Source organism: Neoluteolibacter marinus, from assembly GCF_014904755.1.
Lineage (GTDB): Bacteria > Verrucomicrobiota > Verrucomicrobiia > Verrucomicrobiales > Akkermansiaceae > Haloferula > Haloferula marina.
The window spans coordinates 22,833-46,393 of sequence record NZ_JACZFQ010000023.1 but is presented as its reverse complement, the minus strand read 5'-3'; the positions used below and the strand labels follow the sequence as shown (position 1 = coordinate 46,393).

Genomic DNA, 23,561 nt, shown 5'->3' with positions numbered 1-23,561 from the left:
GGGCCGGGGCTCAGGCGGCTTCGGTGGCGAACTTGGACGGATCGACGAGAGCTTCCAGTTCCTCGATTGAGAGACGGCGGGTGAAGGCCGCGAAGGTCTCGCTGTCCTCGCGCTTGGCCAGGTAGGCGCAGAGCAGCTGCTCGACCAGACCGTTGATCTCGGTCGCCTTGATGCCGGTCCAGACCTCGCGGGCGATGGCCTGCTGGTCGTCGACCCCGCCGCCGAGCACGATGTTGTAGCCGTCGACGGTCGAGCCGTCCTCGACCTTCACGCGGTTGCCCATCATGCCGATGTCCCCGACGTAGTGCTGGGCACAGGAGTGCTTGCAACCGGTCAGGTGCAGGTTGATCGGCAGGTCGAGGATCATCTTGCCAGCGAGGTGTTGGCCAAGCTCGACCGCGTGACCCTTGGTGTCGGCCGCGGCGTATTTGCAGCCGCGGCTGCCGGTGCAGGCGATCAGGCCGCCGGTGAGGTTGTGGTTGCGGTGGTCGAGGCCGGTCGCCGCGATCGCGGTGATGGCGCCCTGGAGCTTGTCATCGGGAATGCCGGGGATGATCAGGTTCTGCCAGACGGTCAGGCGGATTTCGCTGCGGCCGAACTGGTCGGCGATGTCGGCGAGCGCCTGCATCTGGGAGACCGTCATGCGCCCGACCGGCGTGCAGATACCGACGTAGTTTTTGCCGTCGCTTTGAGGGTGGATGCCGAGGTAGCCCTGCTTGTCCTTGGGCGCGGAAACCTCGCAGTTCTCGAGCGGGAAGGACCGCAGCGGGAAGGTGAGCTTCTTCTGGGTTTCCTCGAGGGTTTTCGCGAAGCCCCAGTCATCGACCAGGTACTTGAGGCGGGCCTTGTTGCGGTTGGTGCGGCAGCCGTTCTCGATGAAGACCCGGATCAATGCTGCGGCAACCGGGATGGTCTCGGCGGGGGTGAGCAGCACGCCGCAGTCGGTGGCGAACTGCTTGTGGCCGGTGATCCCGCAAAGCTGCATGCGGAAATAGACGCCGGGCTCGACGCCCTGGTCGTTTTTGCCGACCCGGACCGCGTAGAAGCCGATGTCATTGGTGTCGGCGCAGACCGACACGCAGCCGCCGGAGTCGAAGGAAATGTTGAACTTGCGCGGCAGCCCGTAGAGGTCGCGGTTCTTGAGGATGTAGTGATGCATCGCGCGGGCGTAGGGCATCACGTCGATCAGTTCGCCGGGGTCGAAGCCGGTGGTCGGGGTCGCGGTGATGTTGCGCAGGTTGTCGGCGCCGGAGCCCTGCGAGGTCAGGCCGAGGTCGGCCAGCTTCATCAGCACGTCCGGGCAATTCTTCGGCTCGATCTCGCGGATCTGGACGTTGGCGCGGGTGGTCAGGTCGGCGCGGCCCGGTCCCCAGTCCTGGGCGATCTCGGCGAGGCCGCGGAACTGGTAGGTGCTCAGCGCGCCGCCGGCGATGCGGCAGCGGAGCATGAAGCTGTCCTGGGCCGGGGCGACGTGGAAGAGCCCGTGGAACTTGTAGCGGAACACGTCCCCGGCCTCGGGGAATTTGTTCTCCAGGGCGTTGGCGAGAATGGTGTCGTAGCAATCGAGCCCGTTCTGCTCGTACTTGATGCGCTCCTCCTTGCAGAGCTCGTCGATCGGGGTGCCGTGGACGCTTTCCTCCTCCTGATGGGTGAAGCGGCCCTCGCCGTCCTGCCCCAGGAAGGGCAGCTCGCGTCCCTGCAGGACGCCCGAGACGAAGCCGGAGAGATACTGGGTTTGTTCGGAGCTGAAGCCGGAGTTGCTGAGATCGATCATGGTTCCGTTTCCTTTCAGCCGTGAATCAAGCAGCCGACGTGCTACCTCGTGCCAAGCGGGGCAATCTTTGCCGGAAGATGGTCACCCGGTGCATGAGTCGCGTTCATGGAAGGGCAAGTTGCTGGGAATCAACGCTTATAGGGCCTGTGGTCCGGGCGCGACCCAGCCGAGGGAGGGGAACTCCCTGTTTCCAGAGCGTGGATCGGCTCAGGCGGCGGCGTGGGCGAGGTCCTCGGGGGTCTCGATCTTTCGCCCGGTGAAGCTGAGCAGGCTGTTCGAGTCGTGGATCCGCGGCTCGGTGCGGAGGTGGGCGCGTTCGGTCAGGAAGGAGACCAGGTGGTCGAGGCAGCGGAAGTAGAGCGGGTCTTCCATCATGGCGGTGCGTTCGCGCGGGCGGGGGAAGTCGATGGACAGGATCTCGCCGATGGTCGCGGCCGGGCCGTTGGTCATCATCACCACGCGGTCGCAGAGGAAGACAACCTCGTCGACGTCATGGGAAACCAGCACGGTGGTGATCTTCTCGCGGTCGAGGATTTCGAGCATCACGTCCTGGAGTTCCATCCGGGTCAGGGAGTCGAGCCGGCCGAAGGGTTCGTCGAGGAGGAGCAGCTTGGGCTTCAGCGCGATGGCGCGGGCGATGCCGACCCGCTGCTGCATGCCGCCGGACATTTCGCGCGGATACTTGTCCATCGAGTCGGCGAGGCCGACCGAGCTGAGGGCGTATTCGGCGATCTGCTTGCGCTCGGCCTTGGTCGCGTGGGGATAGACGTTCTTCACTCCCAGCATGACATTGCCGAAGGCGCTCATCCACGGCATCAGGCAGGGCGACTGGAAGACGACCGCGCGGTCGGGGGCGGCGCCCTCGATCTCGCGGTTGCCGACGATCACGCCGCCGTCGGAAATCTCGTTGAGACCGGCGAGCATGGTGAGGACGGTGGACTTGCCGCAACCCGAGTGACCGATCAGGCCGACGAACTCGCCCTGCTCGATGTTGAGGTTGAAGTCGACGACGGCCTTGAAGGGTTCGCCGTAGGGGTTCGGGTAGAACTTGGCGAGGTTGAAGATTTCGACTTGGCGCATGGCTGGAATGAAATGGTGGAGGTTGCTGCTCAGGCGGTGTTCTTCCACTTGAGACCGCGGATCTTGGACGGCGGGGTGAAGTCGCGCGGGGCGACGTCGGGCATCTGGATGATCGAGCCGCCGCGGGCGGCCCGGGCCTCGCGGTTGAGGCGGACGAGGTAGGAGGTGATCTCCGTCTTGAGGTGCTGGTAGTCCGGATTGTCGGTGAGCGTGCGGCGGTCGCGCGGGCGCTCGAGGGTGACCGGGAAGGCCTCGGCGAGGGTGGCGCGCGGGCCCATGGTCAGCGGGATGATGCGGTCGGCCATCAGGATGGCCTCGTCGACGTCGTTGGTGATGAGGACCACGGTCTTCTTTTCCTGCTCCCAGATCTGGAGGATCTCGTCCTGCAGGACGGCGCGGGTCAGGGCGTCGAGGGCGGACAGCGGTTCGTCCAGCAGCAGGACCTCGGGCTGCATCGACAGGGTGCGGGCGAGGGACACGCGCTGGCGCATTCCGCCGGACAGCTCGTGCGGCTTCTTGTCCTTGGCCGGGGTCAGGTGGACCATCTCGATGTAGCGCTCGACGTGTTCCTTGACCTCGGCCTTCGACTTGCCGGGGAAGACCTGCTTCACCGCGAGCTCGATGTTGCCGGCGACGCTGAGCCAGGGCAGCAGCGAGTAGCTCTGGAACATCACGCCGCGGCGCGGGCCGGGACGGACGACCTCCTCGCCGGCCATGGTGACCTTGCCGGCGGTCGGGCGTTCGAGGCCGGCGAGCAGTGAGACCAGCGTGGACTTGCCGGCGCCGGAGAAGCCGATGACCGCGACGAACTCGTTTTCGCGGACGGACAGGTTGACGTCCTCCAGCACGTTGACGCGCTGGTTTTCGGGGCCGAAGCCGATGGCGACGTTTTCGAGCGTGAGGAATGACATGCGCGGCGGGAAGTCGAGGGTGGACATGGCCTCAGAGGGTGGAGCCGGCGGTTTCGAAGGACACCAGGCGCTGGAACACGACCATGATCCGGTCGAGTGCCATGCCGATGAAGCCGACGATGAAGACGACGACGAACATCTGCGCGAACGATTGCGAGGAACCGTTGGTGTACATGTCGTTGACGAACTTGCCGATGCCCTCGGAGGTCGAGAGGATCTCGGCGGCGACCAGGACCATCCAGCCCACCCCCAGCGAAATGCGGAGGCCGGCGAAGATCAGCGGGAGGGCCGTCGGGATCACGATCTTGAAGAGGCGGGACCAGAAGCCGAGCCGCAGGACCCGTGCCACGTTCATGTGGTCCTTGTCGACGGAGCCGACGCCGAGCGCGGTGTTGACCAGGGTGGCCCACAGCGAACAGAGGGCGACGGTGATCGCGGAGGAGAGGAACATCGGGTCGATCTTGTAGTTCCCGAGGAAGGGCACCTTGCCGAGCAGGACGATCAGCCAGTGGTTCTCCGGGTCCGGCATGAAGCCGCCGACGATGATCATGATGATGGGCAGCCAGACCAGTGGTGAGACCGGCTTGAAGAGCGCGACGAAGGGCGTGGTCGCGGCCATGAAGGTCGGCGAGAGGCCGCACAGGATGCCGATGGGGATGGCGATGAAAGAGGCGAGCAGGAAGCCGCTGAAGACGCAGAGCAGCGAACGGACGATCTGCTTCGGCAGGGTCCAGGGCTTGGCGTATTGCGAGGCGGCGGTGGTGGCGAGCAGCTCCTGGCGCTTGAGCACGGTGCTGCCGAGCTTGTAGAGGTCTTCGTCGGGGCCGGCGTTGAGGAAGGCGCTGCGGGCTTCCTCGGCCTTGGCCTTGGCGTCGGCGACCTTCGCCTCACGCGAGTTGTCGCCGAGCATGTCGAGGTACTTGACCAGGAACTGGCGCTCTTCCGCGAGCACGGTCACGGTGCGGCGGGCGTCCTTGGTTTCGGGGAAGGTGACCGTCTGGGCGTCGGCGTAGGCGGCCTTGAGTCCGTCGAGGCTCTTCTTCTCGGCCTCGGCGGCGGCATCGGCGTCACGGAGGTGGTTGAGGAAGGTCTCGCGCTGCTCCGGCGTGGCGCCGGCAAGCTGGGCGGCTTCCGCCTTCAATGCCTCGGTGCGGGTGCGGCGGGCGTCCTTGGACGCTTCGCGGGCGTCGTCGTAGGCCTTCTTCGACGGCGCGACCCTGGCGTCGAACTTTTCCTTCGACGAAGCTTCGGCAGCGGCGAGCTGTTCCTTGGCGCGGGCCTCGAGGGCGTCGAGTTCGGCCATGCGGGCCTTCGCTTTCCCGAGCGTGTCGAGGCGCGTGCCGCCGGTGAGCTGGTAGGCCTGGTCCTTTTGCGTCTCGTATTCGTGGAAGCGCCAGATGCCGCCGGTGGCGTCCCAGACGACCGCGGGCGTGGGGACTTCCCCGGCCTTGGTCTTGTGCTTCGGTGCGACGACCGACCACAGCCAGAGGAAGGCGAGGAATGCGATGATCGGGACCACGATGAAGCGGCCGATCTCGCGGAGTTGCTTGGCGGGTTCTTCACCCGTGGCGAGGCGGACGACCGGCGACAGGAAGTTCAGGCCGGAGATGTCGATGCCCTTGAGGATCTTGTATTTGAATTCCATGACGGGAGAGAGGTGGTGAAAGACGGGCCGGCCCGGGAGCCTTCTCGGACCGACCCGCTTTCGTATCGAACAACCGATGCGAACCAGGAAGGGGTTACTTGGTGGCCATGGACGGGTCGTCCTTGATGCCGATCTTGAAGGAGTTGAGGTATTCGATCGGCTTCTTGCCGTCGAACTCGTTGCCATCGATGAAGTCCTTGGTGGCGGGCTTGTAGCCGTCGGTGGTCTTGGGAAGCTCGTCCTCTGCCAGGTGCCCTTCGGAGATGAGGGATTCCGCGGCCTTCATGTAGACGTCGGGAAGATAGATCTTCTTGGCGGTCTCGGCATACCAGGAGGCCGGCTTGGTCTCGGTGATTTGCCCCCAGCGGCGCATCTGGGTGAGGAACCAGACGCCATCCGAGTACCACGGGTAGGAGCAGTCGTGTTTGAAGAAGACGTTGAAGTCCGGCATGTCCTGGATGTCGCTCTTCTGGAAGGCGAAGGTGCCGGTCATCGAGTTCTTGATGACCTCGAAGTCGGCGCCGACGTAGTTCGGCTGGGACAGGATGCGGCAGGCTTCCTCGCGGTTGACGAGCTTGCCGTCGACGGTTTCGTCGAGCCACTTGCCGGCGCGGATCAGTGCCTTGGTGACGGCGACGATGGTGTTGGGGTTTTCATCCGCCCACTTCTTGGTGACGCCGAAGACCTTCTCGGGATTGTTCTTCCAGATCTCGTAGTTGGTCACGACCGGCACGCCGATGCCCTTGGCGACGGCTTGTTGGTTCCAAGGCTCGCCGACGCAGTAGCCGGAGATGGTGCCGGCCTCGAGGGTGGCGGGCATTTGCGGCGGCGGGGTGACGGAAAGCTCGACCTCGGCGTCGGTGCGGCCGGCGACGTCGGTCTTGGAGTAGTAACCGGGGTGGATGCCCGCGGCGGCGAGCCAGTAGCGGAGCTCGTAGTTGTGGGTCGAGACCGGGAAGACCATCCCCATCTGGAGCTTCTTGCCTTCGGCGAGCATGTCCTCGGTGATCGGCTTGAGGGCATCCGCGGAGATCGGGTGCTCGGGGGTGTCGGAGTCCAGGTCGGGATCATTCTCCTGCATCTGTTCCCAGATGGAGTTCGAGACCGTGATGGCGTTGCCGTTGAGGTCGAGCGTGTATGGCGTGACGATGTGGGCTTCGGTGCCGATGCCGATGGTGGCGGCGATCGGCTGTCCGGAGAGCATGTGGGCGCCGTCGAGGTTGCCGGTGATGACGTTGTCGAGCAGGACCTTCCAGTTCGACTGGGCGATCACCTCGACTTGGAGGCCTTCGTCCTCAAAGAAGCCTTTCTCCTTGGCGATGACGATCGGGGCACAGTCGGTGAGCTTGATGAAGCCGAACTTCAGCTCGTCCTTCTCGACGGCGAGTTTCTCGGCGTGGGCAAGCTGGGATCCGAGTCCGACAAGGGCGGGGATGATAAGTCTGAAACGCATGATGATGGTGGTTGGAGTCACCGTCAAAAACAGCTTTGTGCGTGCCAGAGACCGGATCGTGGATGAGAAGAATCGGCCGAAAGTTGATCCGTTTATTGAGCGTGATTCATTTTTGCAGGTCTGGAATTCACGGGCGGCATGGATCCAATCGTGGAGAATGAATCCGATGCATAGTGAGTGGATTTCGCCCTCGAGGTGAGCCTGTTCGCGGGATCTGGCACGGCGTGAGGGCGCGGCAGGGCTCGTGAGGCGAGGAGGGGCGAGCGCCATTTCTGTTGCTCCCGGAGCTAGCGGAGAGCGATCCAGGTCAGCAGCCACCCGGTGAAGCCGATCGCGGCCGCGACCTTCCAGAACACCAGCGGATTTCGCTTCGCCAAGGGCAGGGGCGCCGTGGCGAGGAGTTCGGGGCCGGGCTTCCGCAGGTTGTGGATGAATTCCGACATCGAGTCGTGGCGGCTCTCGGGGCGCATTGAAAGGGCCTTCCGCAGGACACCGTCGATCCACGGCGGGACCATCGGATTGATGGCCGCGGCGGGGCGGTATTCGAGGGTCAGGAAGTCCTTGGTCGTGCTCGCCCGCTCCCAGGCCGGACCGTAGGGGTGCTGGCCGCCGGTGAGCAGGAAGTAGGTGATGGTGGCGATCGAGAACAAGTCGGAGCGGGTGGTGGGCTTGGTGCCCAGGCGGTACTCCGGGGCCGAGAAATCCACCGTGCCCAGCGCGCTGTGGCGCTCGAACGGGGTGCTGATCTCGCTGATGCCACCGACATGGCAGGACCCGTAGTCGATGATCTTGAGGACGCCGTCCTCGCCGAGGACGATATTGTCGGGCTTGAGGTCCTGGTGGAGGGTGTCCTTGCGATGGAGGGCCCGGACGCCGTCGGTGATCTGTCCGGCGAGGCTGATGACGGTTTCGACGGGTGGAGTGGGATGGTTTTCCGTCCAGCGACCCAAGGTGATCCCATTCACCTGTTCCATCAGGCAATACAGGAATCGCGGTCGCTGCTTGCGGCGGACGGCCTTGGCAAGATGCGGGTTGTCGGTCCTCAGTCCGATCCACTCCTCCATCGCGAAGCGCTCCAGGTAGGAAGGGTTGTCACTGAAGCTGACCGAGGGGGCCTTCAGGATCAGCGGGCGGCCGTCGTCGGCGAGGTCGCTGACCACGTAGAGTTGCGAGTTCTTCGAGGCGGAGAGGATCTTTTCCACCCGCAGGTCATCGATCACCTGGCCGGGGCTGAGGTCGGGCGGGAAGGGTAGTGCGGAGAGTTGGCGGAAGATGTCGTCCTTGTCCCCGTCGGGCAGTGAACCGACCTCGAGGACGATGCAGCTGCGATTGTCGTCGCTGGCGCTGGCCGCCTCGCCGAGTGCATCGGCGATAGCCTGGCTGCTCGCGCCGGATCGCACCAGCGATTCGAGCTGCGGGTGCGGGATGAAGCCGTGGATCCCGTCGGTGCTGAGCACGAAGCGATCGCCCTCCTCGAGGGTCAGGGAATGGTAGTCAATGCGCGGCGAGAGGGTCAGGCCGAGCGCGCGGGTGAGGTGGCAGGTGTCGGCCGAAATGCGCGCCGCGTGGTCGCGCGTGACCTGTTCGAGTTCGCCGCCGCGGAGCCGGTAGAGGCGCGAGTCGCCGACGTGGAAGATGTGCGCGGTCCGCGACTTGAGGACCAGTGCCGTGAAGGTGGTGACGCAGCCCTTTTCCGCGGTGCTGAAGCCCTGGCCCTGCGAAAACAGCCAGCGGTTGAGGGCGGTGAGGACCCGTTGGCCGGAGGTTTTCACCTCCCATGACTCGGGGGTCTCGAAGTAGTCGGCGACGAAGCCGAGCACCGAGGCTTCCGCAGCTTCCTTGCCGGCACTGGCCGCGGAGACGCCGTCGGCGATGCAGGCGACGATGCCCTTGGTGGGGAGCAGCTGGTCGTCGGGGATGCGTACCGCGAGGCAGTCCTCGTTGCGGGGCTTGGGCCCCGCCGAGGTGAAGTGCCCGCTGGTCAGCTCGATCCGGCCGCTGAGGTGCATGGGGCAGATGCTAGGGGACCGCGACGGATCAGGCGACCTCGATCAGTTGCACCGAGCCGTCCTCGGCGACTTCGGTGATGTGGCCCTTCGGCTCCGCGAGGAACAGCGAGGCCAGGAATCCGACCACCGACGAGCAGGCGATAATGGTGAAGAACATCGGCGTGCTGACGAAGGAGTAGATGGTCAGGAAGATCACCCCGCCGACATTGCCGTAGGCGCCCGCCATGCCGGCGATCTGGCCGGTCATCCGGCGCTGGATCAGGGGAACCATGGCGAACACCGCGCCTTCGCCGGCCTGCACGAAAAAGGAGCAGCCCATGGTGGCGATGACGGCCAGGGCGACGGGCCATGAGGAGTCGATGCGGGACAGGGTGAGGTAGCCCACGGCGAGGCCGGCGAGCAGGATCAACATGGTTTTGCGGCGGCCGAACTTGTCGGAAAGCCAGCCGCCACCCGGTCGGGCGGCGAGGTTCATGAAGGCGAAGCCGGCCGCGAGCATGCCGGCCTTGACGGGTGACAGCCCGAAGGTGTCGGCGAAGAAGGCGGGGAGCATCGAGACGACCGCCAGCTCGGAGCCGAAGGTGATGAGGTAGTTGATGTCGAGGATGGCGACCTGGCGGAACGAGTAGCGCTGGTATTCGGGCACGCTGCCGCTCTTGAGCATGTCCTTGTTGACCCGGAAGATCTGCCAGCTCTGGAAGGCGAAGAGAGCGACGAGGCCGGCGTAGATCAGGTTGACCAGGGACGACGGGAGCAGGTTGACGCCGGTCGGCGACAGCTTCCAGGCCAGCACGCCGAGGGCCGCACACATCGGGATGTTCATGAGCAGCAGGAAGACGAAGTCCTTGCGGCTTGAAACCTCGAGGCCGCCGGACTTCTTCGGCTTGAAGTAGGTCGAGCCCTTGGGGGTGTTGCGGGCGTAGCGGTAGAAGACGATCCCGTAGGCGAATGCGAAGGCGGCGATGGTCAACAGCGCGTAGCGCCAGCCCTTGTCTCCGCCATAGGCCAGGGCGAGGGAGGGGATGGTCATCGCGGCGGCGGCAGAGCCGAAATTACCCCATCCACCGTAGATGCCCTCGGCGAGGCCGACCTGGCGGGCCGGGAACCATTCGCCGACCATGCGGATCCCGATCACGAAGCCGGCACCGGTGAAGCCCATCAGGAAGCGCGCCAGCGCCAGCATCGGGTAGGAGGTGGAAAGGGCGAAGAAGGTACACAGGCCGCCGGCGGCCATCAGCAGCAGGGCGTAGGTCATCCTCGGGCCGTATTTGTCGACCAGGATGCCGATGACGATCCGTGCCGGGATCGTGAGCGCGACGTTGAGGATCAGGAGCGCCTTCCACTGGGCGCCGGTGAGGTCGAAGGTCCTGGTGATGGCGTCCTTGAGCGGGGCGTGGCTGAACCACAGGACGAAGGTCAGGAAGAAGGCGAACCAGGTGATGTGCAAGGTCCGGATGGCCGGTGCCTTGAAGTCGAGCAGGTGGAGCTTGCCGTCGGGGGCTTTGGACATGGGTCGAGAAGGTGTGGACTCCCTCCCAACTAGCGCCGGCCGTGCCAGCCGCAGGCGCGATCATGAACGGGATCGCGGTTTGATTCTTCCGTTCGATGAATCCGGCTCATGCGGGGAGCAGTAGCTTCTCCGACGAGCGGTAAAGGTCCTGGCGGTAGAGCCGGGTCAACGGGGCGGCGGTGGTCTCGGGCAGGAGGCCGGCGCCGCGCATTCCGGAAAGGAACCATGAGGCCTTGTCGGCGCTGGGGCAGTTCAGGTCGCCGCCGTAGAAGAGGTGGAAGTCCGAGGCGTCGAGATTGCCGCGGCCGGAGTCGAAGGTGGGTCCCAGGCTGTTGCGCAGGGTGGTGGTCGAGACCCCGGTGTAGGCGGGTTTTGCGAGGATGGTGATCAGCTCGTTGCGGAAGTTCGGGTCCTGGCAGACCCGGCAGGCATGGAGGAGTGCGGCGCCGAGGGCGATGCATTCGTCGCGGAACTCGGTGACGAATTCCCCGGTGACCAGCAGGACCTTCTCCGGGTGGCCGGTGGCAAGTTCGGCGGAGGTGGCGGGGCACCAGCCCTGGCCGCTGAGGATGCTTTCGGAGTTCCACGGTTCGCCGACGCAGTAGCCGTCGATGTGGCCGGCGGCCAGGTTCCTTGGCATCAGCGGCGGTGGCAGGAAGACGATCTCAGCGTCGCGTCCCGGCTGGATGCCGTGGCGGCGCAGCCAGCTGTGTAGCAGCAGGTGATGGGAGGAGAAGCGGTGGGCCGCGGCGACCGTGAAGGGGCGGTTTTTCCGCCAGCGGTGGGCGAGGTGGGCGGCGAGGCCCTCGCCACGCCGGATCGACTCCGGCGGCAGGTCCCGGGTCAGGGTGATCGCGTTGCCGTGGGCGCTGAGGACCAGCGGGACGGCGATCTCCCGGCGCAGCTTGTTCAGTCCCAGGGCGAGGTAGAAGGCGAGGCCGGCGATCGACTGGGCGCAGTCGAGTTCGCCGTAGGAAAGCATGTCGCGGACGGTGGCCCAGCCGGGTTGGCGCGAGAGCCGGACATTCAGGCCGTAGCTTTTGAAAATCCCCAGTTCGTGCGCCACGGCGACGGGCGCGCAATCATTCAACGGGACGAAGCCGAGGCGGATGGGCGAGCGGGATTCGACGATGTTGAATGTATCCATGAGCCGACCAAAGCGGAAAGGATGCCAACCTGAGGGCCTTGGCATGTCCCCTGCTGGACGCGAACCGGAAATTCGATGAAACCGGTTCATGACTGACCTGCTGCCTGATCTCCGTCAGCTCCGCGCCTTCGTCTCCGTGGCGGACGAGGGGAGCTTCACCCTTGCGGCGAAAAAACTTTTCCTGACCCAGTCCGCCATCAGTCACTCGATGAAGGCGCTCGAGGACAGCCTTGGGTGTCGCCTTCTGGAGCGGCTCGGCAAGAAGACGGTGCTCACCGAGGAGGGGGAGGTCTTCCTGCGCCGCTGCCGTCGCGTGCTCGGGGAACTCGAGGATGCGGGCCGCGAACTCGACGGCTTGAAACGCTGGGGGCAGGGGAGGATTCGCATCGGCGCGCCCCATTCGCTGTGCCAGTTCCTGCTGCCCACGGTGCTGCGCGAGTTCCGCGATTGTTTTCCCCGCTGCGAGCCGACCATCGAGGCGGACGACACCGCCAAGCTGCTCGACCGGATGGCGGACCATGATCTCGACATCGTCCTGGGCCTGCGGACCAAGACGAGTCCGGGCGACGGCTACCGCAAGATCTTCAGCGACCGCATGATCTTCGTGGTCCCGCCGATGCATCCCTGGGCGGAAACCGGGCGGGTGAACCGGGAGGACATCGAGAATGTCCAGTTCATCATCTACGCGCGGGCCACGGAAACGCATCGCCTGGTCGAGGAGCATTTCGAGAAGCAGGGGGTCCGGCCGCGTCCGCCGCTGGTACTGGGGGACATGGAGGCGATCAAGGGCATGGCCAAGATCGGTCTGGGGGTCGGCATCGTCGCGCCGTGGGTGGCGAAGCGGGAGTTCGACGAGGGGTCGTTGATCCCGATCGCCGTCGGGGGGGATCCGATCGAGCGCGAGTGGGGGCTTTTCTACAAGTCCGACCGGATCCTCAGCCTTATCGAGGAGACCTTCGCCGGGATTGCCGAGATGGTCGGCGGCGAGTTGAGCGGGCCGGTGATTTGACCGGTTCCGGGCTGCGTGCCCAAATGAAAACGCCGCGGGATGCCCCGCGGCGTTTCTTGTTGGAGGGTAAACCAGCCGGATTGTCCGGTTAGAACTTGTAGTTGAGTTCCACGGTGACGCGGGTGGTGTCGAAGGGGGCGGGGTTCGCGATTTTGCCGGCGGTCGGGCCGTCGGCGTCGTAGTAGGCGAACTTGGCAATGGCGGTGAAACTCTCGTTGAACTTCTTGACCAGCACCGCATCGTATTCCCAGCCGTAGTCGAACTCGGTGTTGTTGTCACCGAACAGGTGGAGGAACTGGGAGAACTTCAGTCCCCAGAACGGCAGGCCGGTGGAGTGGCTGAGGTAGACGTCGTTGAGGCCGGGGTTGTTGGCGAGGCCGATGCGGTTGTTGATGAAGACGTCGGCAAAACCGTTGAAGGCGTGCACCGTCGCCAGCGGGGTGGTGAAGTCCGCGTCGAGGTATTCCCAGCCGAGGCCGATGGTCTGGCCGCAGACCGTGTAGGAGCCGTTGAGGTGGGCGTAGGTCGAGTCGTCCTTGCGGGCCGGCGTGCTGTCGGCGTCGGTCTGGTAGGCGGCTTCGCCGCGCAGGGCGAAGCCGGCGAGCGTGGTCTCGGCGATGAGGCCGAAAGTGTTGCCGCTGATGTATCCGCCGTTGGCGGCGGTTTCGTCGAAGTCGAGCAGGTAGGCGTAGCCGGTCAGCTTGGTGTTCTCGATGCCCGAGTAGTTCACGTTGAACATGTGCATGTCGCCGGCGAAGTTCCGGGCCGCGCCGAGGGCGTCCGAGCCGAAGATCCGGTTGGCGCGGTTGGCGTAGGCATACGAGAGCGTCAGGCATTCGAGCGATTGGTTCGAGATGAACACGCCGTCGAAGGTTTGCTCGTTCTGGCGCCAGCCGACGTTGCCGATCATGGCGGCGTTGTCGAAGATGATCCGCTGGCGGCCGCCCTTGACGACCGTGTCGTAGCCCTTCCACTGCAACCAGGCTTGGTTGAGTTCGTTGGTCTCCGGATCGGCGATCAGGGTCCGCGACGGGTCGTTGGGGTTGACGTTGTTGCCGAGTGCGCCGGGTGCGCCGTCGTAGGAGTCGTCGATGACCTGGGTGAACTCGCCTTCGACGAAGGCGCTGAAGCCGTACCACTCCTTGGTGAGGAGGCCGACGCGTTCGCGGGTGGTGAAGGCGGTGGAAGATCTCAGGGCGGGGCTGTCCATGTCCCCGTATTCAAAGCGGGCGCGGATATCGAGCGTCGGCTTGATCCAGGGGGCTTCTTCGGCGGCGGCGATCTCCGGCGACGGAGCCGGGGTGCCGGCGCGGGTGACGGTGGTGGCTGCGGCGATGGCGAGCAGGGAGCTGATGGTGTGGTGTTTCATTGGTAGGCGCTCCGGATGAAGCCGGAGACCTGCCAAGTCCCAGAACACGGGCCTCGCTGGCCTTGCGAAATGCGCACGTGAACGATGAGCTGGACTCATTCAAGTGCTGGATTTGTAGCACTCATGGGAATGGTTGGTTCCCATGAGTGCTGCGAATGATGGGCGCGGATCAGTTGCCGCCGCCAATGAAGTCGACCAGGTCCTTGCGCCCTTTTGCCAGGTCGGGCGGGTTCAGGTAGAACATGTGGCCGGCCTCGTAGCTCGTGAAGACGAGATTCTTCCGGTTCGCTTCCGGCAGGTCCAACAGGTGGGAAAGCGAGTAGGCGATCCCGTCGGGTGGCGTGGCGAGGTCGGCGTGGCCTCCCATGACCAGCACGCGGAGGTGGGGATTGTCACGCATGGCGGTGGCGAGACGCGACGACATGTTCACATAGCCGTTCCCGTTGCCCATTTTCCAAGGTTGGACTTTGCCGGTGAGGATCTCGTAGGGGGAGTCCTCTTTCCACCCGAGGTCGCTGCCGAGGTAAGACAACATGGCCGTGGAGTAGGCGCCGAGGGCGAGTGAGAAGGACGGGTCGTAGCTCGGATAGTCCGAGGACGGATCGGTCGTCGGCCAGGCGACCCGGGCGTCGAAGCGGCCGAGCACCTTGCCTTCCTTCCGCAGGAGTTCACCGCGGAAGCGGGTGGGATCGATGCGCAGGTTCGACTCCAGGATCATCTCGACGGGCAGCGAGGTGAGCTCGGAGTAGCGTTTGGCAATCGCCTGACGCCGCTCCGGGGTGAGGCTGCTGCCAGCATGGAGGGCCACCGTGTAGTCGCCGTCGGCAAACTCGCGGGCAGCTTCAACCAGGGCGTCGCGGTCGCCGGCGAGCTTGCCGTGGAAATGGGCGACCGCGGTGTACGTGGGAAGGAAGACCTGATAGGCGAGGTCATTTCCCTGGGACGGGCTGAGGGTGCGGAAGTCGAGGAGCGACGAGAGCAGGACGACGCCGTTGAGCGACATGCCGTAGCGAGATTGGAGTTCGGCGGACAGGCCGGCGACCCGGATCCCGCCGTAGGATTCCCCGAGGAGATACTTCGGCGAACCCCAGCGACCGTGCTCGGTCACCCATCGGCGGATAAAGTCGGCGAGCGAATCGACGTCGCCTTCGACACCGTGGAACTCCTCGCGTTTGCCTTCCTTTTCGACGCGGCTGTAACCCGTCGAGACGGGGTCGACGAAAACGAGGTCGGCGACATCGAGGATGGAGAATTCGTTCGGCACCAGCCGGACCGGGGGAACCGGTGCCTGGGTGCCGTCGCCCGGCAGGTCGACGCGCTTCGGGCCGAGGGTTCCGAGATGCAGCCAGACGGCGGACGAACCGGGGCCGCCGTTGAAGGCGAAGACCACCGGCCGTTGGGACAGGTCGCCGGAATTCTTCTTGAGGTAGCTGACGTGGAAAATCGACGCCCGCGGGGCCCCGTCGTCCTTTTCAAGTACCAGCTTCGCGGTGGTGACCTCGTAATCGATCTTCTTGCCGTCGATCGTCACCGATCCCTCGCGGGTCACCGGTTCGGCGGGCTTGTCGGTTTTCTCCGGGCTTTCCTTGGGGGCTTGGGGCTTGGCGTCGGTGGCCGGCTTCTCCGCGGCGGCGGCGAATCCGGTGAACAGGGCGAGGGCAATGAGTGACGGGCGCATACGAGGCGGCAAACTAACGGGTTCGCCCGGCTTGTCCATGGAAGAGGCGGGCCGTGTTCCGGCTTGCCGCGCCGGGCCGGGGTCGCGAGGGTTCCCGGACCCGTGATGACGCCGGCGACCCGCAGACCCGAAGCATGAATTTCGCCTCGTCCGAGTTCTGGTACTGGCTGCTCGCCTGTTTCACGGTTTCGCGGCTGATCCTGCTGGCTGTCCGGCGCTTCGTGCCGCACCACGAATCCGGGGCGGCCAAGGTGTGTTTGCTGGCGACCAGCTGCTGCTTGCTGGCGGTGGAGAGCTGGCTGACCCTCGGCGCCTTCGTGTGGGTCGTCGGTTGCGGGTGGCTGGCCGTTCGTGCGCCTGCCCGCCGGGGGCGGCTGGTCTGGCTGGTCCTGATGCTGGCGCTGCAGCTGGCCCCGCTTTTTTACTACAAATACTGGAATTTCGTCTGCAACGGGATCTTCGGATTCGGCTGGCGGGTGCCGTCGGTTTTGATCCCGATGGGGCTGTCGTTCTACACTTTCCAGACCCTCGCCTTCTGGATCGACAGCAGCAAGCCGGGCGCCGCGAGGCCGCGCTTGCTGGACTACCTGACGTTCAGCTCGTTTTTCCCGCAGATCGTGGCGGGACCGATCGAGCGGCGGGCCGACCTGATGCCGCAGGTCGGGTCGATCCGTTTCCGCCTCCATCGTGAACATCTCGACGAGGCCCTGCCATGGATCGTGCTCGGCCTGGCCTACAAGATGGTGGTTGCCGACAACGTGGCCGCCCTGTCGGCATCGATGGCGCTGGATCCGGGAAACGCCTGGCACGTGTGGTTCGAGTGCTTCGCCTTCGCGATCCGCATTTACTTCGACTTCGCCGGCTACAGCTTCATCGCGGTCGGGCTCGGGTTGCTGTTCGGCGTCCGCCTGACGCTCAACTTCAACGCTCCCTACTGGTCGGCCGACCTGCGGGCGTTTTGGCGGACGTGGCACATCACGCTCGGGTCATGGATGCGCGATTACATCTATCTGCCGCTTGGCGGACGGCGCAGCCGCCGCTGGGTGCTGAACCTGCTGGTCGTGTTCCTGGTTTCCGGGGTCTGGCACGGCGCCGGCTGGGGCTTCGTCCTGTGGGGGATGCTGCACGGGCTGGGCGTCGCGCTCTGTGCGGCGGGTCGCCCGTGGCGGCTGCCGGTGGTGGTGAAGTGGGGAGCGACGATGCTGTTCGTGGTCGTATCCTGGCTGTTTTTCTTTGAACGCGATCCGGCGATGCTGCGGCTCAAGGTGATGACGCTGATTGCTCCGGGCGCTTATGCGCCGGCGGGATTGAAATCGTTGGCCGGCATTTTCGGTTCGAAGTCGGAACTGATTCTCGCGGCGGTCGTGTTCGCGCTGGCGGCGACCAAGATCGGGCTGGAGGGGCTGGGCAAACGCCTTGGCCTGGCTCCGTACCAGTTGCTGCGGAGGCCGCTTGCCGCCTGCGTGCTGGTGGTCCTGATCGTGTTGCTGGCATCGACGGCGGACTCGCCCTTCATCTACTTCAATTTCTAACCGATGCGCCTGCTTTTCAGACTCCTGCTGACCGCTGTGGTGGCTTTCGCCGCCGGCGCCTGGTTGCTGGTCCGGGAAAACCCGGAGGCAGAATTCTGGGCGGAATTGCGTGGGCGGCAGGACCAGGAACTGGCAGAACTGCGCTCGGCGCGGCCCGCCGAGCCCGTTCTCCTGTTTGCCGGGGGCTCGAGTTGTGCCTTCTCGGTGGATCCCGGGATCATCACCGCCGGAACCGGAATGGGCGCCGTGAACTTCGGGACGAGCGCATGGTCCGGGCCGAAGTACTACGTTGCCGAGGTGTTCCGGCGTGCCAACCCCGGGGACCGGGTGGTGCTGGGGATCGAGTCGAATTTCCTCACCGAACCCGGATTGATGGAGCCGACGCCGCTTGGTCTCGCGCTGGCGTGGGGCGAGGGCGATCCGGATGCCGCGGTCGGTGGTCCGTTCTTCGGGGATTCGCTGGGGATTCGCGAGCACGCCGGGTTGTTGCGTCCGGGTGCCCGCTTTCTGGTGACGTGGCTGGCGAAGCGGATCGCCGGTGGCGAGCGCTACTATTATTCCATGGCCGACCTGCGGCCGGGCGGGCGGCTGGAGACCCGGCGCGGGCATCCGGGCGGGAAGGGGGATCCGGAGATCCATCCCGGGAGCTTGACGCCGGAGGCGAAGGATTTCCTCGAAGCGGTCGCCCGGCGATCGAGGGAGAGCGGGGTCGGGATGGTGTACACCCTGCCGTGGTACTTCACGGCGCCGGAGTCGGCGGAAGCCAACCGCGAGGCACGGCGGCAGCTGTTGACGGAGATTGCCGCGATCATGCCGGTCCTCGATGATCCGATGCTCGGTGTCTGCACCGAGCCCGGATGGTTTGCCGACACGAATTTTCACCTCACCGCCACCGGCAGCGAGAAGCGTTCGCGCTTCCTCGCCGGGGCGCTTGCCTCTTGGCTGGAGAGCGGGGAGTAGTGATGGCACGAAAAAGGGGAACCCCGCGTGGAGTTCCCCTTGAGAGGATCGGCCCGATGACGGTCGCTTATTCGGCGACCACCTGGATGAACAGGCTGGGCTCGGTCAGCAGTCCAGCGCTCAGCGTCACCTCGACGGTTTCGATGTCCCCGGTGGTGTCGGTCACGTTGAATGCCGCTCCGGCGTCCTCGGTCCAGCCGGCGAGGGTGGTCGAGGTGAGGACGGAATAGCTCAGGCCGGTCAGCGAAGGCTTGCGGCGGGTGAAGCTGAAGGTGCCGGTCGCCTTGTCCAGCGGCGCGGTGAAGGGGGTCACCGAGGCGGCGGAGGTCGGGTTGAGGCCGAAGGCATACTCGAAGTTGTTGTCCTTCCCATCCTTGTCGTCATCACCGAAGGGGCCCTCGACCGCGCCCGTGGTGGACGCCCAGGTCACGTAGTCGGCGCCGAGCACGAGCAGCGAGAACGACGTGGTGTCGAAGGGAATGAAAGCGCCGCTCTGATCGCCGCCGCCATCCGCGGTGTCCCAGTTCGCCGTGTCGCTGATGGGGGTGAGGTAGGCGGCGAAGGTCGTCTGGGTGTTGCGGGCTCCGGTGTAGGCGGCGACGTCGATGGTCGACGAGAAGATCACCAGGTTTTCGGCGGCGAGTCCGGTGCCTTCGAAGCTGTCGGTATTGGTGGAAATGCCGGCGAGGAAGCCGGTGGCGACGCCCGCGGCTCCTTGGTAGGCGTAGACCGTGTCCCCGCCCGCACCGAGGTTGAAGCTGCCCGACCCGCTCACGGTGCCGACGCTGGCGGTGCGGCCTCCGATGGCGAGGTCATTGAGGGTGACCACCGTGCCAGCCGCGACGCCGCCGGCGGGAGCGGTCCAGGTGATGATCCCTTCGTTGAGGTCGTTGAACTCGCCGTCCACCCCGAGGGTGAGGCCGTTCCATTCGTTGTCGCAGAAGAGGATCGTGTCGGTCTCCGCGATGGCGGTGAGGGCGACGAAGGCGAGGTTGTCGTTGGCATCGGCGTTGAAGCCGACGAAGGCGATGGCGCCCGGGCTGAGGGTCGGTGCGGGGGCGGTGTCACCGTCGTCTTCCACCATGACCGTGGTGAACCCGTCGGTGTAGACGCCTTCAACGCGGGCGCGGATGGTGACGGTCTTGGTACCGTCGGGGTCGGAGTCATCGACCGCGGTGACCGGGAACTCCGCGGTGTCCTGGCCGGCGAGGATGGTCACCGTCGCCGGGACCGTGACCTCCGTGGTGTCGAACGAGTCGAGGGTGATCACCAGGTCGGACACGGTGGCTTCCGAGATCTGGACAAAGCCGGTGGCGGCGGGATTGACGGCGCTTTCCGAGAACGTGTCCGGGGCGATCAGGATTCCGATCGGCGAGTCGTTGTTGACGACCGTGACGATCGATTGGCCGTTGGTGTAGCCGGTCGCCGAGGCGGTGATGGTGACCGGGGCATCGGCGTCCGCAAGGAAGTCGTCGATGGCATCGATCGGGAACTCGGCGCTGGTTTCCCCGGCAAGGATGTCGACCGACACGGGCACGGTGGCCGAATCCGTGTCGCTGGAAGAAAGGGTGACCGTGAGCGGCGTGCCGAGGGAGCTCGGGATCGAGACGGTGCCGGTGGCGGCGGAGGCGCCGGCGTTTTCGTCGATGAACTCGGGCGAGATCATGACGGTCAGCGGGGAACTCGTTTCGACGACCCAACCGATGGTCAGGTTGTCAATGGCAAGGCCATGGTCGGCCCCGCCATCATTCGGGTCGGCCCAGCGCAACATCACATATTCCCCGTCTGCGACCGTGATGGCCGGATTGGTGTTGATGGAGGATTGGTTTGCTGCGTCGTTGCCAACGAGCGTAGCTGCCGAAGCGCCGACGGTCGGGCTGTTGAAATCTGCCGACGCGACGGCGGTCCAGGTGGCAGGAAGAAGCGCGCTCGCGTCGCTATCGGTGATGATCGAGGAGCTCTTCTGGTAAGAGAACGTGAGCGCCTGGACGTCTGTGTTGCCTCCATTTCTCCACTGCTCGCCGGTGTAGGCGAGGGAGTTGATGGTCAAGGGAGAGCCGGAAGTGTTCTGGAGCAACACCCCGTAGCTGAAAAGGACCGGGGTTCCGGACGCGACGGAACCGAGGGCGCGCTCGGAAGCGTCCGTTGCGCCGAAGGAATAGATCTGCCCGGAGTTTGAACTCCCGGTTCCGGCGACGATGTTCAAGGTCCCCGAGGTTTGTCGGGCGGCGTACCATCCAGCGAGCGTGGAGTCGTTGATCCACTCGGTGGTGCCACTGCTGGGCAGGCTGTCGAAGGTCTGGTTGTAGCTTCCCGCACCGGTCATCTCGATGGGGGCCGCGTGGGCAAGCTGGAGGGCAAGGGTGGTCGCGGAGGCGAGGGTCAGGGGTCTGATGGACATCATGTTGGTTTTCGGGGTTCGCTGCTAATCAGGTCCGCGGGAGGGGAAAGAGCACTTCCAGCAGAATGCGGGCCCATTTCAGGTGCGCACCTAAGGAAATGTTCCCAATCCGTCACCGGTTGAAGGAAACTGTGGAGATCCCCGGAAAATGGTTGCACTGCTTGAAGTTTCAGAAAATATTGAAACGCGATGAGTGCGGAAGCGAAGCAACTGGCCGAGGCAAGGGAGGAGTTCGTTGCCCAGTGGGGGGCGATGGGATCGCAGTGGGGGATCAACCGGACGATGGCCCAGATCCATGCGCTGTTGATGACCTCGCTCGACCCGATCAGCACGGACGACGTGATGGCCGAGCTGCAGGTGAGCCGGGGTAATGCCCACACCAACCTCAAGGAGCTGGTGGCCTGGGGACTCGTGCGGGTGGTGGTGAAGAAGGGCGAACGGCGCGAGTATTTCGAGGCGGAGAAGGATGTGTGGCAGATTTTCACCATCGTCACCCGGGAGAGGAAGAAGCGTGAGATCGAACCCGCGCTGGCGGTCCTCAACCGCTGCTCGGAGGGGACCAAGGAGCTGAAGACACCCGAGGGCCGGGCTTTCCACGACCAGGTGAAACAGCTGGAGGAATTTGTCGGGTTCGCCTCGAAAGTGGCGGACAAGGTCGGGTCGATGAAGCATGGGTTCGCGATCCAGATGGCGGCCAAGATGTTGGGCTGAGGTGCTTTTTTGAGTCTGATGTTTCAAAATTTTCTGAAACAAGAGGATCTAACGGAATCTTGATAGAAAGGAAAGCTGACGTGAATCCGCAGGTGGTGCTCTTCGGGGCGAACGGGTTTCTGGGACGGTATATGGCGCGCCATTACCAGCGGCAGGGCCGCGAAGTGGTGTGCGTGGCACGTCACCGGGACGGCTGGAGCGGCGACGGGATGTTCCTCGAGTGGGACGGCTGTTCGGTGGGACCCTGGGCGCTTGCCCTCGAGGGTGCGGAGCGGGTGGTCAACTTGGCCGGGCGCAGCGTGAACTGTCGCTACGACGAGCGGAATCGCCGCGAGATCATGGAGTCGCGCCTGGCCTCCACGCGGGTGATCGGCGAGGCGATCGCCGCCTGCAAGGTGCCGCCGAAGCTGTGGATGAACTCGAGCACCGCGACCTGGTACCGTCATGCCGAGGATGTCCCCCAGGACGAGTGGACGGGCGAGCCGGGCGAGGGATTCTCGGTTGGGGTGGCACAGGCCTGGGAGGAGGCATTTTTCGCCGCGCGGGTGCCGGGGGCGACCCGCAAGGTGGCATTGCGCACTTCGATGGTGTTGGCGAACGAAACCGGCACGGTGTTCGACGTGCTGCGCCATTTCACCCGCCGCGGCCTGGGGGGGCGGATGGGCAAGGGGACCCAGCGGGTGAGCTGGATCCACATGGATGACTTCCTGGCGGCGGTTGATTTCATCGCCGGCGATCCGTTGCTCGACGGGGTCTTCAACGTGTCGGCGCCGGTGAGCCCGACCAATGCCGGGATGATGCGGGCGTTCCGCGAACAGCAAGGCGCGCCCTTCGGCCTGCCGGCATCGGAGTGGATGCTGGAACTGGGAGCGCGGTGGCTGGGGACCGAGACCGAACTGGTGACCAAGAGCCGGTGGGCGGACCCCCGGCGGCTGCGCGAGGCGGGATTCCGCTTCCGCTGGCCGCAGATCGACGCGGCGCTGGCGGACCTCGAGGGGCGCGTGGGCCTGGAAGCATTCTTCTATCAACCGGATCGCCGGTCGGCGGGCGTGCGGGTCTGGACGCCGGGGAAAAAGATCGCCGCGGGCTGCCGATGACGCGGGTAGGTTTTCAAACAGTCCGCTTGATAATTTAAGGAGGAATTCTTTGTGGAAGCTGCACTCGACTGCTAGCGTCCGCACGCTGCTCCATGCAACCCACCGAAAAGTCGTCGAAAAAGCCCCGGGCCGCCCAAATGGTCCTCTTGTTCGCCGCATTGGTCGTCGCGGTGGCGGGCTTGAAGCAGGCACAGCCGTTTTTCGTGCCGGTGCTTCTCGCCTTTTTCATCGCGACGGTGAGCTTCCCGGTGACCAACTGGCTGCGGCGGCACCGGGTGCCCCGCGCCATCGCGGTGTTCCTGACGGTGATGGTCGATTTCGCGTTCCTCGCCGGCATCGTGGTGCTGGGAATCTCGATCCTCGGTGATATCCAGGCCAAGTGGGAAAGCGAATACTACGAGCTGGCGCAGACCAAGGTCCGGGAGGGTTCGGCCAGCCTTGCGGCGAAGCTCGAGCAATGGGGGGTGCAGGACGCCGGTCCGAAGATCCAAGATGCGGTCAACGAGAACCTCGCCGAGCTCAAGAACATCGACTTCGCGAAGATCTGGAATGTCGGCACCGGGGTGGTCGGCCGGGTGCTGTCGTTCTTCGGCACTTCGGTGATCGTGATCATCCTGACGGTGTTCATGCTTTCGGAAGCGCGGATGTTCGGCCGGCGCTTCAATGCGATCTGTGATGCCCGCGGACCGAACTTCCAGCGCATGCTGAGCGCCACCAAGGACACCCAGCGCTACCTCGGCATCAAGACCGCGGTCAGCCTCGTGACCGGCTTGCTGGCCGGCATGTTGTGCTGGGCGGCAGGGGTCGATTTCTTCCTGTTCTGGGGGATCCTCGCCTACGCGCTGAACTACATCCCGGTGGTCGGTTCGCTGATCGCCGGGCTCGCCCCGACGATCCTCGCCCTGTTGTTGAAAGGGCCGGCCGACGCGGTGGTGGTGTGCGGCGGTTATTTCCTGATCAACACCTTCCTCGGCAACTTCATCGAGCCGATGCTGATGGGCCGCCGCTTCGGGTTGTCGACGCTGGTGGTGGTGCTGTCGGTGATGTTCTGGGGCTGGCTGTGGGGGCCGATCGGCATGCTGATGGCGGTGCCGTTGACGATGATGGTCAAGGTGGTGCTGGATAACAGCGAGGAGTTCCGCTGGATCTCCGTGGCAATCGGCCAGGAAGTGCAGCGGCCGGTGGAAGAGGAGCGGATTATCAAGGAAGGTGCCGCGGAAAAGGATGAGACCGCGGTGCCCGCGACCGGGGCGGCGGATGCGGCGAGAGGCTGAG

Annotated in this window: 17 protein-coding genes; 6 read left to right on the top strand and 11 right to left on the bottom strand. The window is 64.9% G+C overall.

The features are described 5' to 3' along the window. Positions 1-10: 10 nt before the first annotated feature. The 8 genes from IG178_RS06455 to IG178_RS06420 form a co-directional block, all read right to left on the bottom strand. Complete coding sequence (locus IG178_RS06455) at positions 11-1,774, bottom strand: NirA family protein (RefSeq protein ID WP_193211708.1); 1,764 nt, start codon at positions 1,772-1,774, stop codon at positions 11-13. A 207-nt stretch (positions 1,775-1,981) separates the two neighbouring features. After that, the gene (locus IG178_RS06450) at positions 1,982-2,854 is read right to left on the bottom strand and encodes an ABC transporter ATP-binding protein (protein WP_193211707.1); all 873 of its coding nucleotides are present in this window, start codon (positions 2,852-2,854) and stop codon (positions 1,982-1,984) included. A gap of 29 nt (positions 2,855-2,883) precedes the next feature. Then, positions 2,884-3,792, bottom strand: a complete 909-nt coding sequence (locus IG178_RS06445) for an ABC transporter ATP-binding protein (protein WP_226895005.1) — start codon at positions 3,790-3,792, stop codon at positions 2,884-2,886. A gap of 4 nt (positions 3,793-3,796) precedes the next feature. After that, positions 3,797-5,410 carry an ABC transporter permease gene (locus IG178_RS06440; protein WP_193211706.1) on the bottom strand — a complete coding sequence of 538 codons (1,614 nt, stop codon included), beginning with the start codon at positions 5,408-5,410 and terminating at the stop codon, positions 3,797-3,799. A 94-nt stretch (positions 5,411-5,504) separates the two neighbouring features. Continuing rightward, positions 5,505-6,863: a CmpA/NrtA family ABC transporter substrate-binding protein gene (locus IG178_RS06435; RefSeq protein WP_193211705.1), complete on the bottom strand. Its 1,359-nt coding sequence runs from the start codon at positions 6,861-6,863 to the stop codon at positions 5,505-5,507. Positions 6,864-7,150: 287 nt separating this feature from the next. Beyond that, positions 7,151-8,872: a bifunctional protein-serine/threonine kinase/phosphatase gene (locus tag IG178_RS06430; protein ID WP_193211704.1), complete on the bottom strand. Its 1,722-nt coding sequence runs from the start codon at positions 8,870-8,872 to the stop codon at positions 7,151-7,153. A gap of 28 nt (positions 8,873-8,900) precedes the next feature. After that, entirely contained in the window at positions 8,901-10,382 is a 1,482-nt protein-coding gene (locus IG178_RS06425) for a NarK family nitrate/nitrite MFS transporter (protein ID WP_193211703.1), read from the bottom strand. Between the two features lie 106 nt (positions 10,383-10,488). Then, a complete protein-coding gene (locus IG178_RS06420; RefSeq protein WP_193211702.1) occupies positions 10,489-11,529 on the bottom strand; it encodes a CmpA/NrtA family ABC transporter substrate-binding protein in 1,041 nt (346 codons plus the stop codon). An 88-nt stretch (positions 11,530-11,617) separates the two neighbouring features. Here IG178_RS06420 and IG178_RS06415 point away from each other — a divergent pair, with 88 nt between their 5' ends. Further along, complete coding sequence (locus IG178_RS06415; RefSeq protein WP_193211701.1) at positions 11,618-12,538, top strand: LysR family transcriptional regulator; 921 nt, start codon at positions 11,618-11,620, stop codon at positions 12,536-12,538. 88 nt (positions 12,539-12,626) lie between these two features. Here IG178_RS06415 and IG178_RS06410 read toward each other — a convergent pair whose 3' ends face one another. Further along, positions 12,627-13,907: an alginate export family protein gene (locus IG178_RS06410; RefSeq protein ID WP_193211700.1), complete on the bottom strand. Its 1,281-nt coding sequence runs from the start codon at positions 13,905-13,907 to the stop codon at positions 12,627-12,629. A gap of 169 nt (positions 13,908-14,076) precedes the next feature. Further along, positions 14,077-15,585 (bottom strand): S10 family peptidase, encoded by a 1,509-nt coding sequence (locus tag IG178_RS06405; RefSeq protein WP_193211699.1) that lies wholly within the window; start codon positions 15,583-15,585, stop codon positions 14,077-14,079. A gap of 134 nt (positions 15,586-15,719) precedes the next feature. Here IG178_RS06405 and IG178_RS06400 point away from each other — a divergent pair, with 134 nt between their 5' ends. Next, positions 15,720-17,117, top strand: coding sequence for an MBOAT family O-acyltransferase (locus tag IG178_RS06400; protein ID WP_193211698.1), 1,398 nt, complete (start codon positions 15,720-15,722; stop codon positions 17,115-17,117). Positions 17,118-17,120: 3 nt separating this feature from the next. Next, a complete protein-coding gene (locus IG178_RS06395) occupies positions 17,121-18,077 on the top strand; it encodes a hypothetical protein (RefSeq protein ID WP_193211697.1) in 957 nt (318 codons plus the stop codon). A gap of 67 nt (positions 18,078-18,144) precedes the next feature. Here the strand turns inward: IG178_RS06395 and IG178_RS06390 are convergent, their stop codons facing one another. After that, positions 18,145-20,478, bottom strand: coding sequence for a beta strand repeat-containing protein (locus IG178_RS06390; RefSeq protein WP_193211696.1), 2,334 nt, complete (start codon positions 20,476-20,478; stop codon positions 18,145-18,147). Positions 20,479-20,667: 189 nt separating this feature from the next. Here IG178_RS06390 and IG178_RS06385 point away from each other — a divergent pair, with 189 nt between their 5' ends. The 3 genes from IG178_RS06385 to IG178_RS06375 all read left to right on the top strand — a co-directional run bounded on the left by IG178_RS06385 (position 20,668) and on the right by IG178_RS06375 (position 23,560). Next, positions 20,668-21,189, top strand: a complete 522-nt coding sequence (locus IG178_RS06385) for a GbsR/MarR family transcriptional regulator (protein WP_193211695.1) — start codon at positions 20,668-20,670, stop codon at positions 21,187-21,189. A gap of 80 nt (positions 21,190-21,269) precedes the next feature. Beyond that, positions 21,270-22,286, top strand: coding sequence for a TIGR01777 family oxidoreductase (locus tag IG178_RS06380; protein WP_193211694.1), 1,017 nt, complete (start codon positions 21,270-21,272; stop codon positions 22,284-22,286). Positions 22,287-22,378: 92 nt separating this feature from the next. After that, complete coding sequence (locus IG178_RS06375; protein WP_193211693.1) at positions 22,379-23,560, top strand: AI-2E family transporter; 1,182 nt, start codon at positions 22,379-22,381, stop codon at positions 23,558-23,560. Position 23,561: the final 1 nt, after the last annotated feature.

Coding starts and splice junctions, on each gene's coding strand:
- IG178_RS06455 (WP_193211708.1), bottom strand. CDS start 1,774: ATGATCGATCTCAGCAACTCCGGCTTCAGCTCCGAACAAACCCAGTAT.
- IG178_RS06450 (WP_193211707.1), bottom strand. CDS start 2,854: ATGCGCCAAGTCGAAATCTTCAACCTCGCCAAGTTCTACCCGAACCCC.
- IG178_RS06445 (WP_226895005.1), bottom strand. CDS start 3,792: ATGTCCACCCTCGACTTCCCGCCGCGCATGTCATTCCTCACGCTCGAA.
- IG178_RS06440 (WP_193211706.1), bottom strand. CDS start 5,410: ATGGAATTCAAATACAAGATCCTCAAGGGCATCGACATCTCCGGCCTG.
- IG178_RS06435 (WP_193211705.1), bottom strand. CDS start 6,863: ATGCGTTTCAGACTTATCATCCCCGCCCTTGTCGGACTCGGATCCCAG.
- IG178_RS06430 (WP_193211704.1), bottom strand. CDS start 8,872: ATGCACCTCAGCGGCCGGATCGAGCTGACCAGCGGGCACTTCACCTCG.
- IG178_RS06425 (WP_193211703.1), bottom strand. CDS start 10,382: ATGTCCAAAGCCCCCGACGGCAAGCTCCACCTGCTCGACTTCAAGGCA.
- IG178_RS06420 (WP_193211702.1), bottom strand. CDS start 11,529: ATGGATACATTCAACATCGTCGAATCCCGCTCGCCCATCCGCCTCGGC.
- IG178_RS06415 (WP_193211701.1), top strand. CDS start 11,618: ATGACTGACCTGCTGCCTGATCTCCGTCAGCTCCGCGCCTTCGTCTCC.
- IG178_RS06410 (WP_193211700.1), bottom strand. CDS start 13,907: ATGAAACACCACACCATCAGCTCCCTGCTCGCCATCGCCGCAGCCACC.
- IG178_RS06405 (WP_193211699.1), bottom strand. CDS start 15,585: ATGCGCCCGTCACTCATTGCCCTCGCCCTGTTCACCGGATTCGCCGCC.
- IG178_RS06400 (WP_193211698.1), top strand. CDS start 15,720: ATGAATTTCGCCTCGTCCGAGTTCTGGTACTGGCTGCTCGCCTGTTTC.
- IG178_RS06395 (WP_193211697.1), top strand. CDS start 17,121: ATGCGCCTGCTTTTCAGACTCCTGCTGACCGCTGTGGTGGCTTTCGCC.
- IG178_RS06390 (WP_193211696.1), bottom strand. CDS start 20,478: ATGTCCATCAGACCCCTGACCCTCGCCTCCGCGACCACCCTTGCCCTC.
- IG178_RS06385 (WP_193211695.1), top strand. CDS start 20,668: ATGAGTGCGGAAGCGAAGCAACTGGCCGAGGCAAGGGAGGAGTTCGTT.
- IG178_RS06375 (WP_193211693.1), top strand. CDS start 22,379: ATGCAACCCACCGAAAAGTCGTCGAAAAAGCCCCGGGCCGCCCAAATG.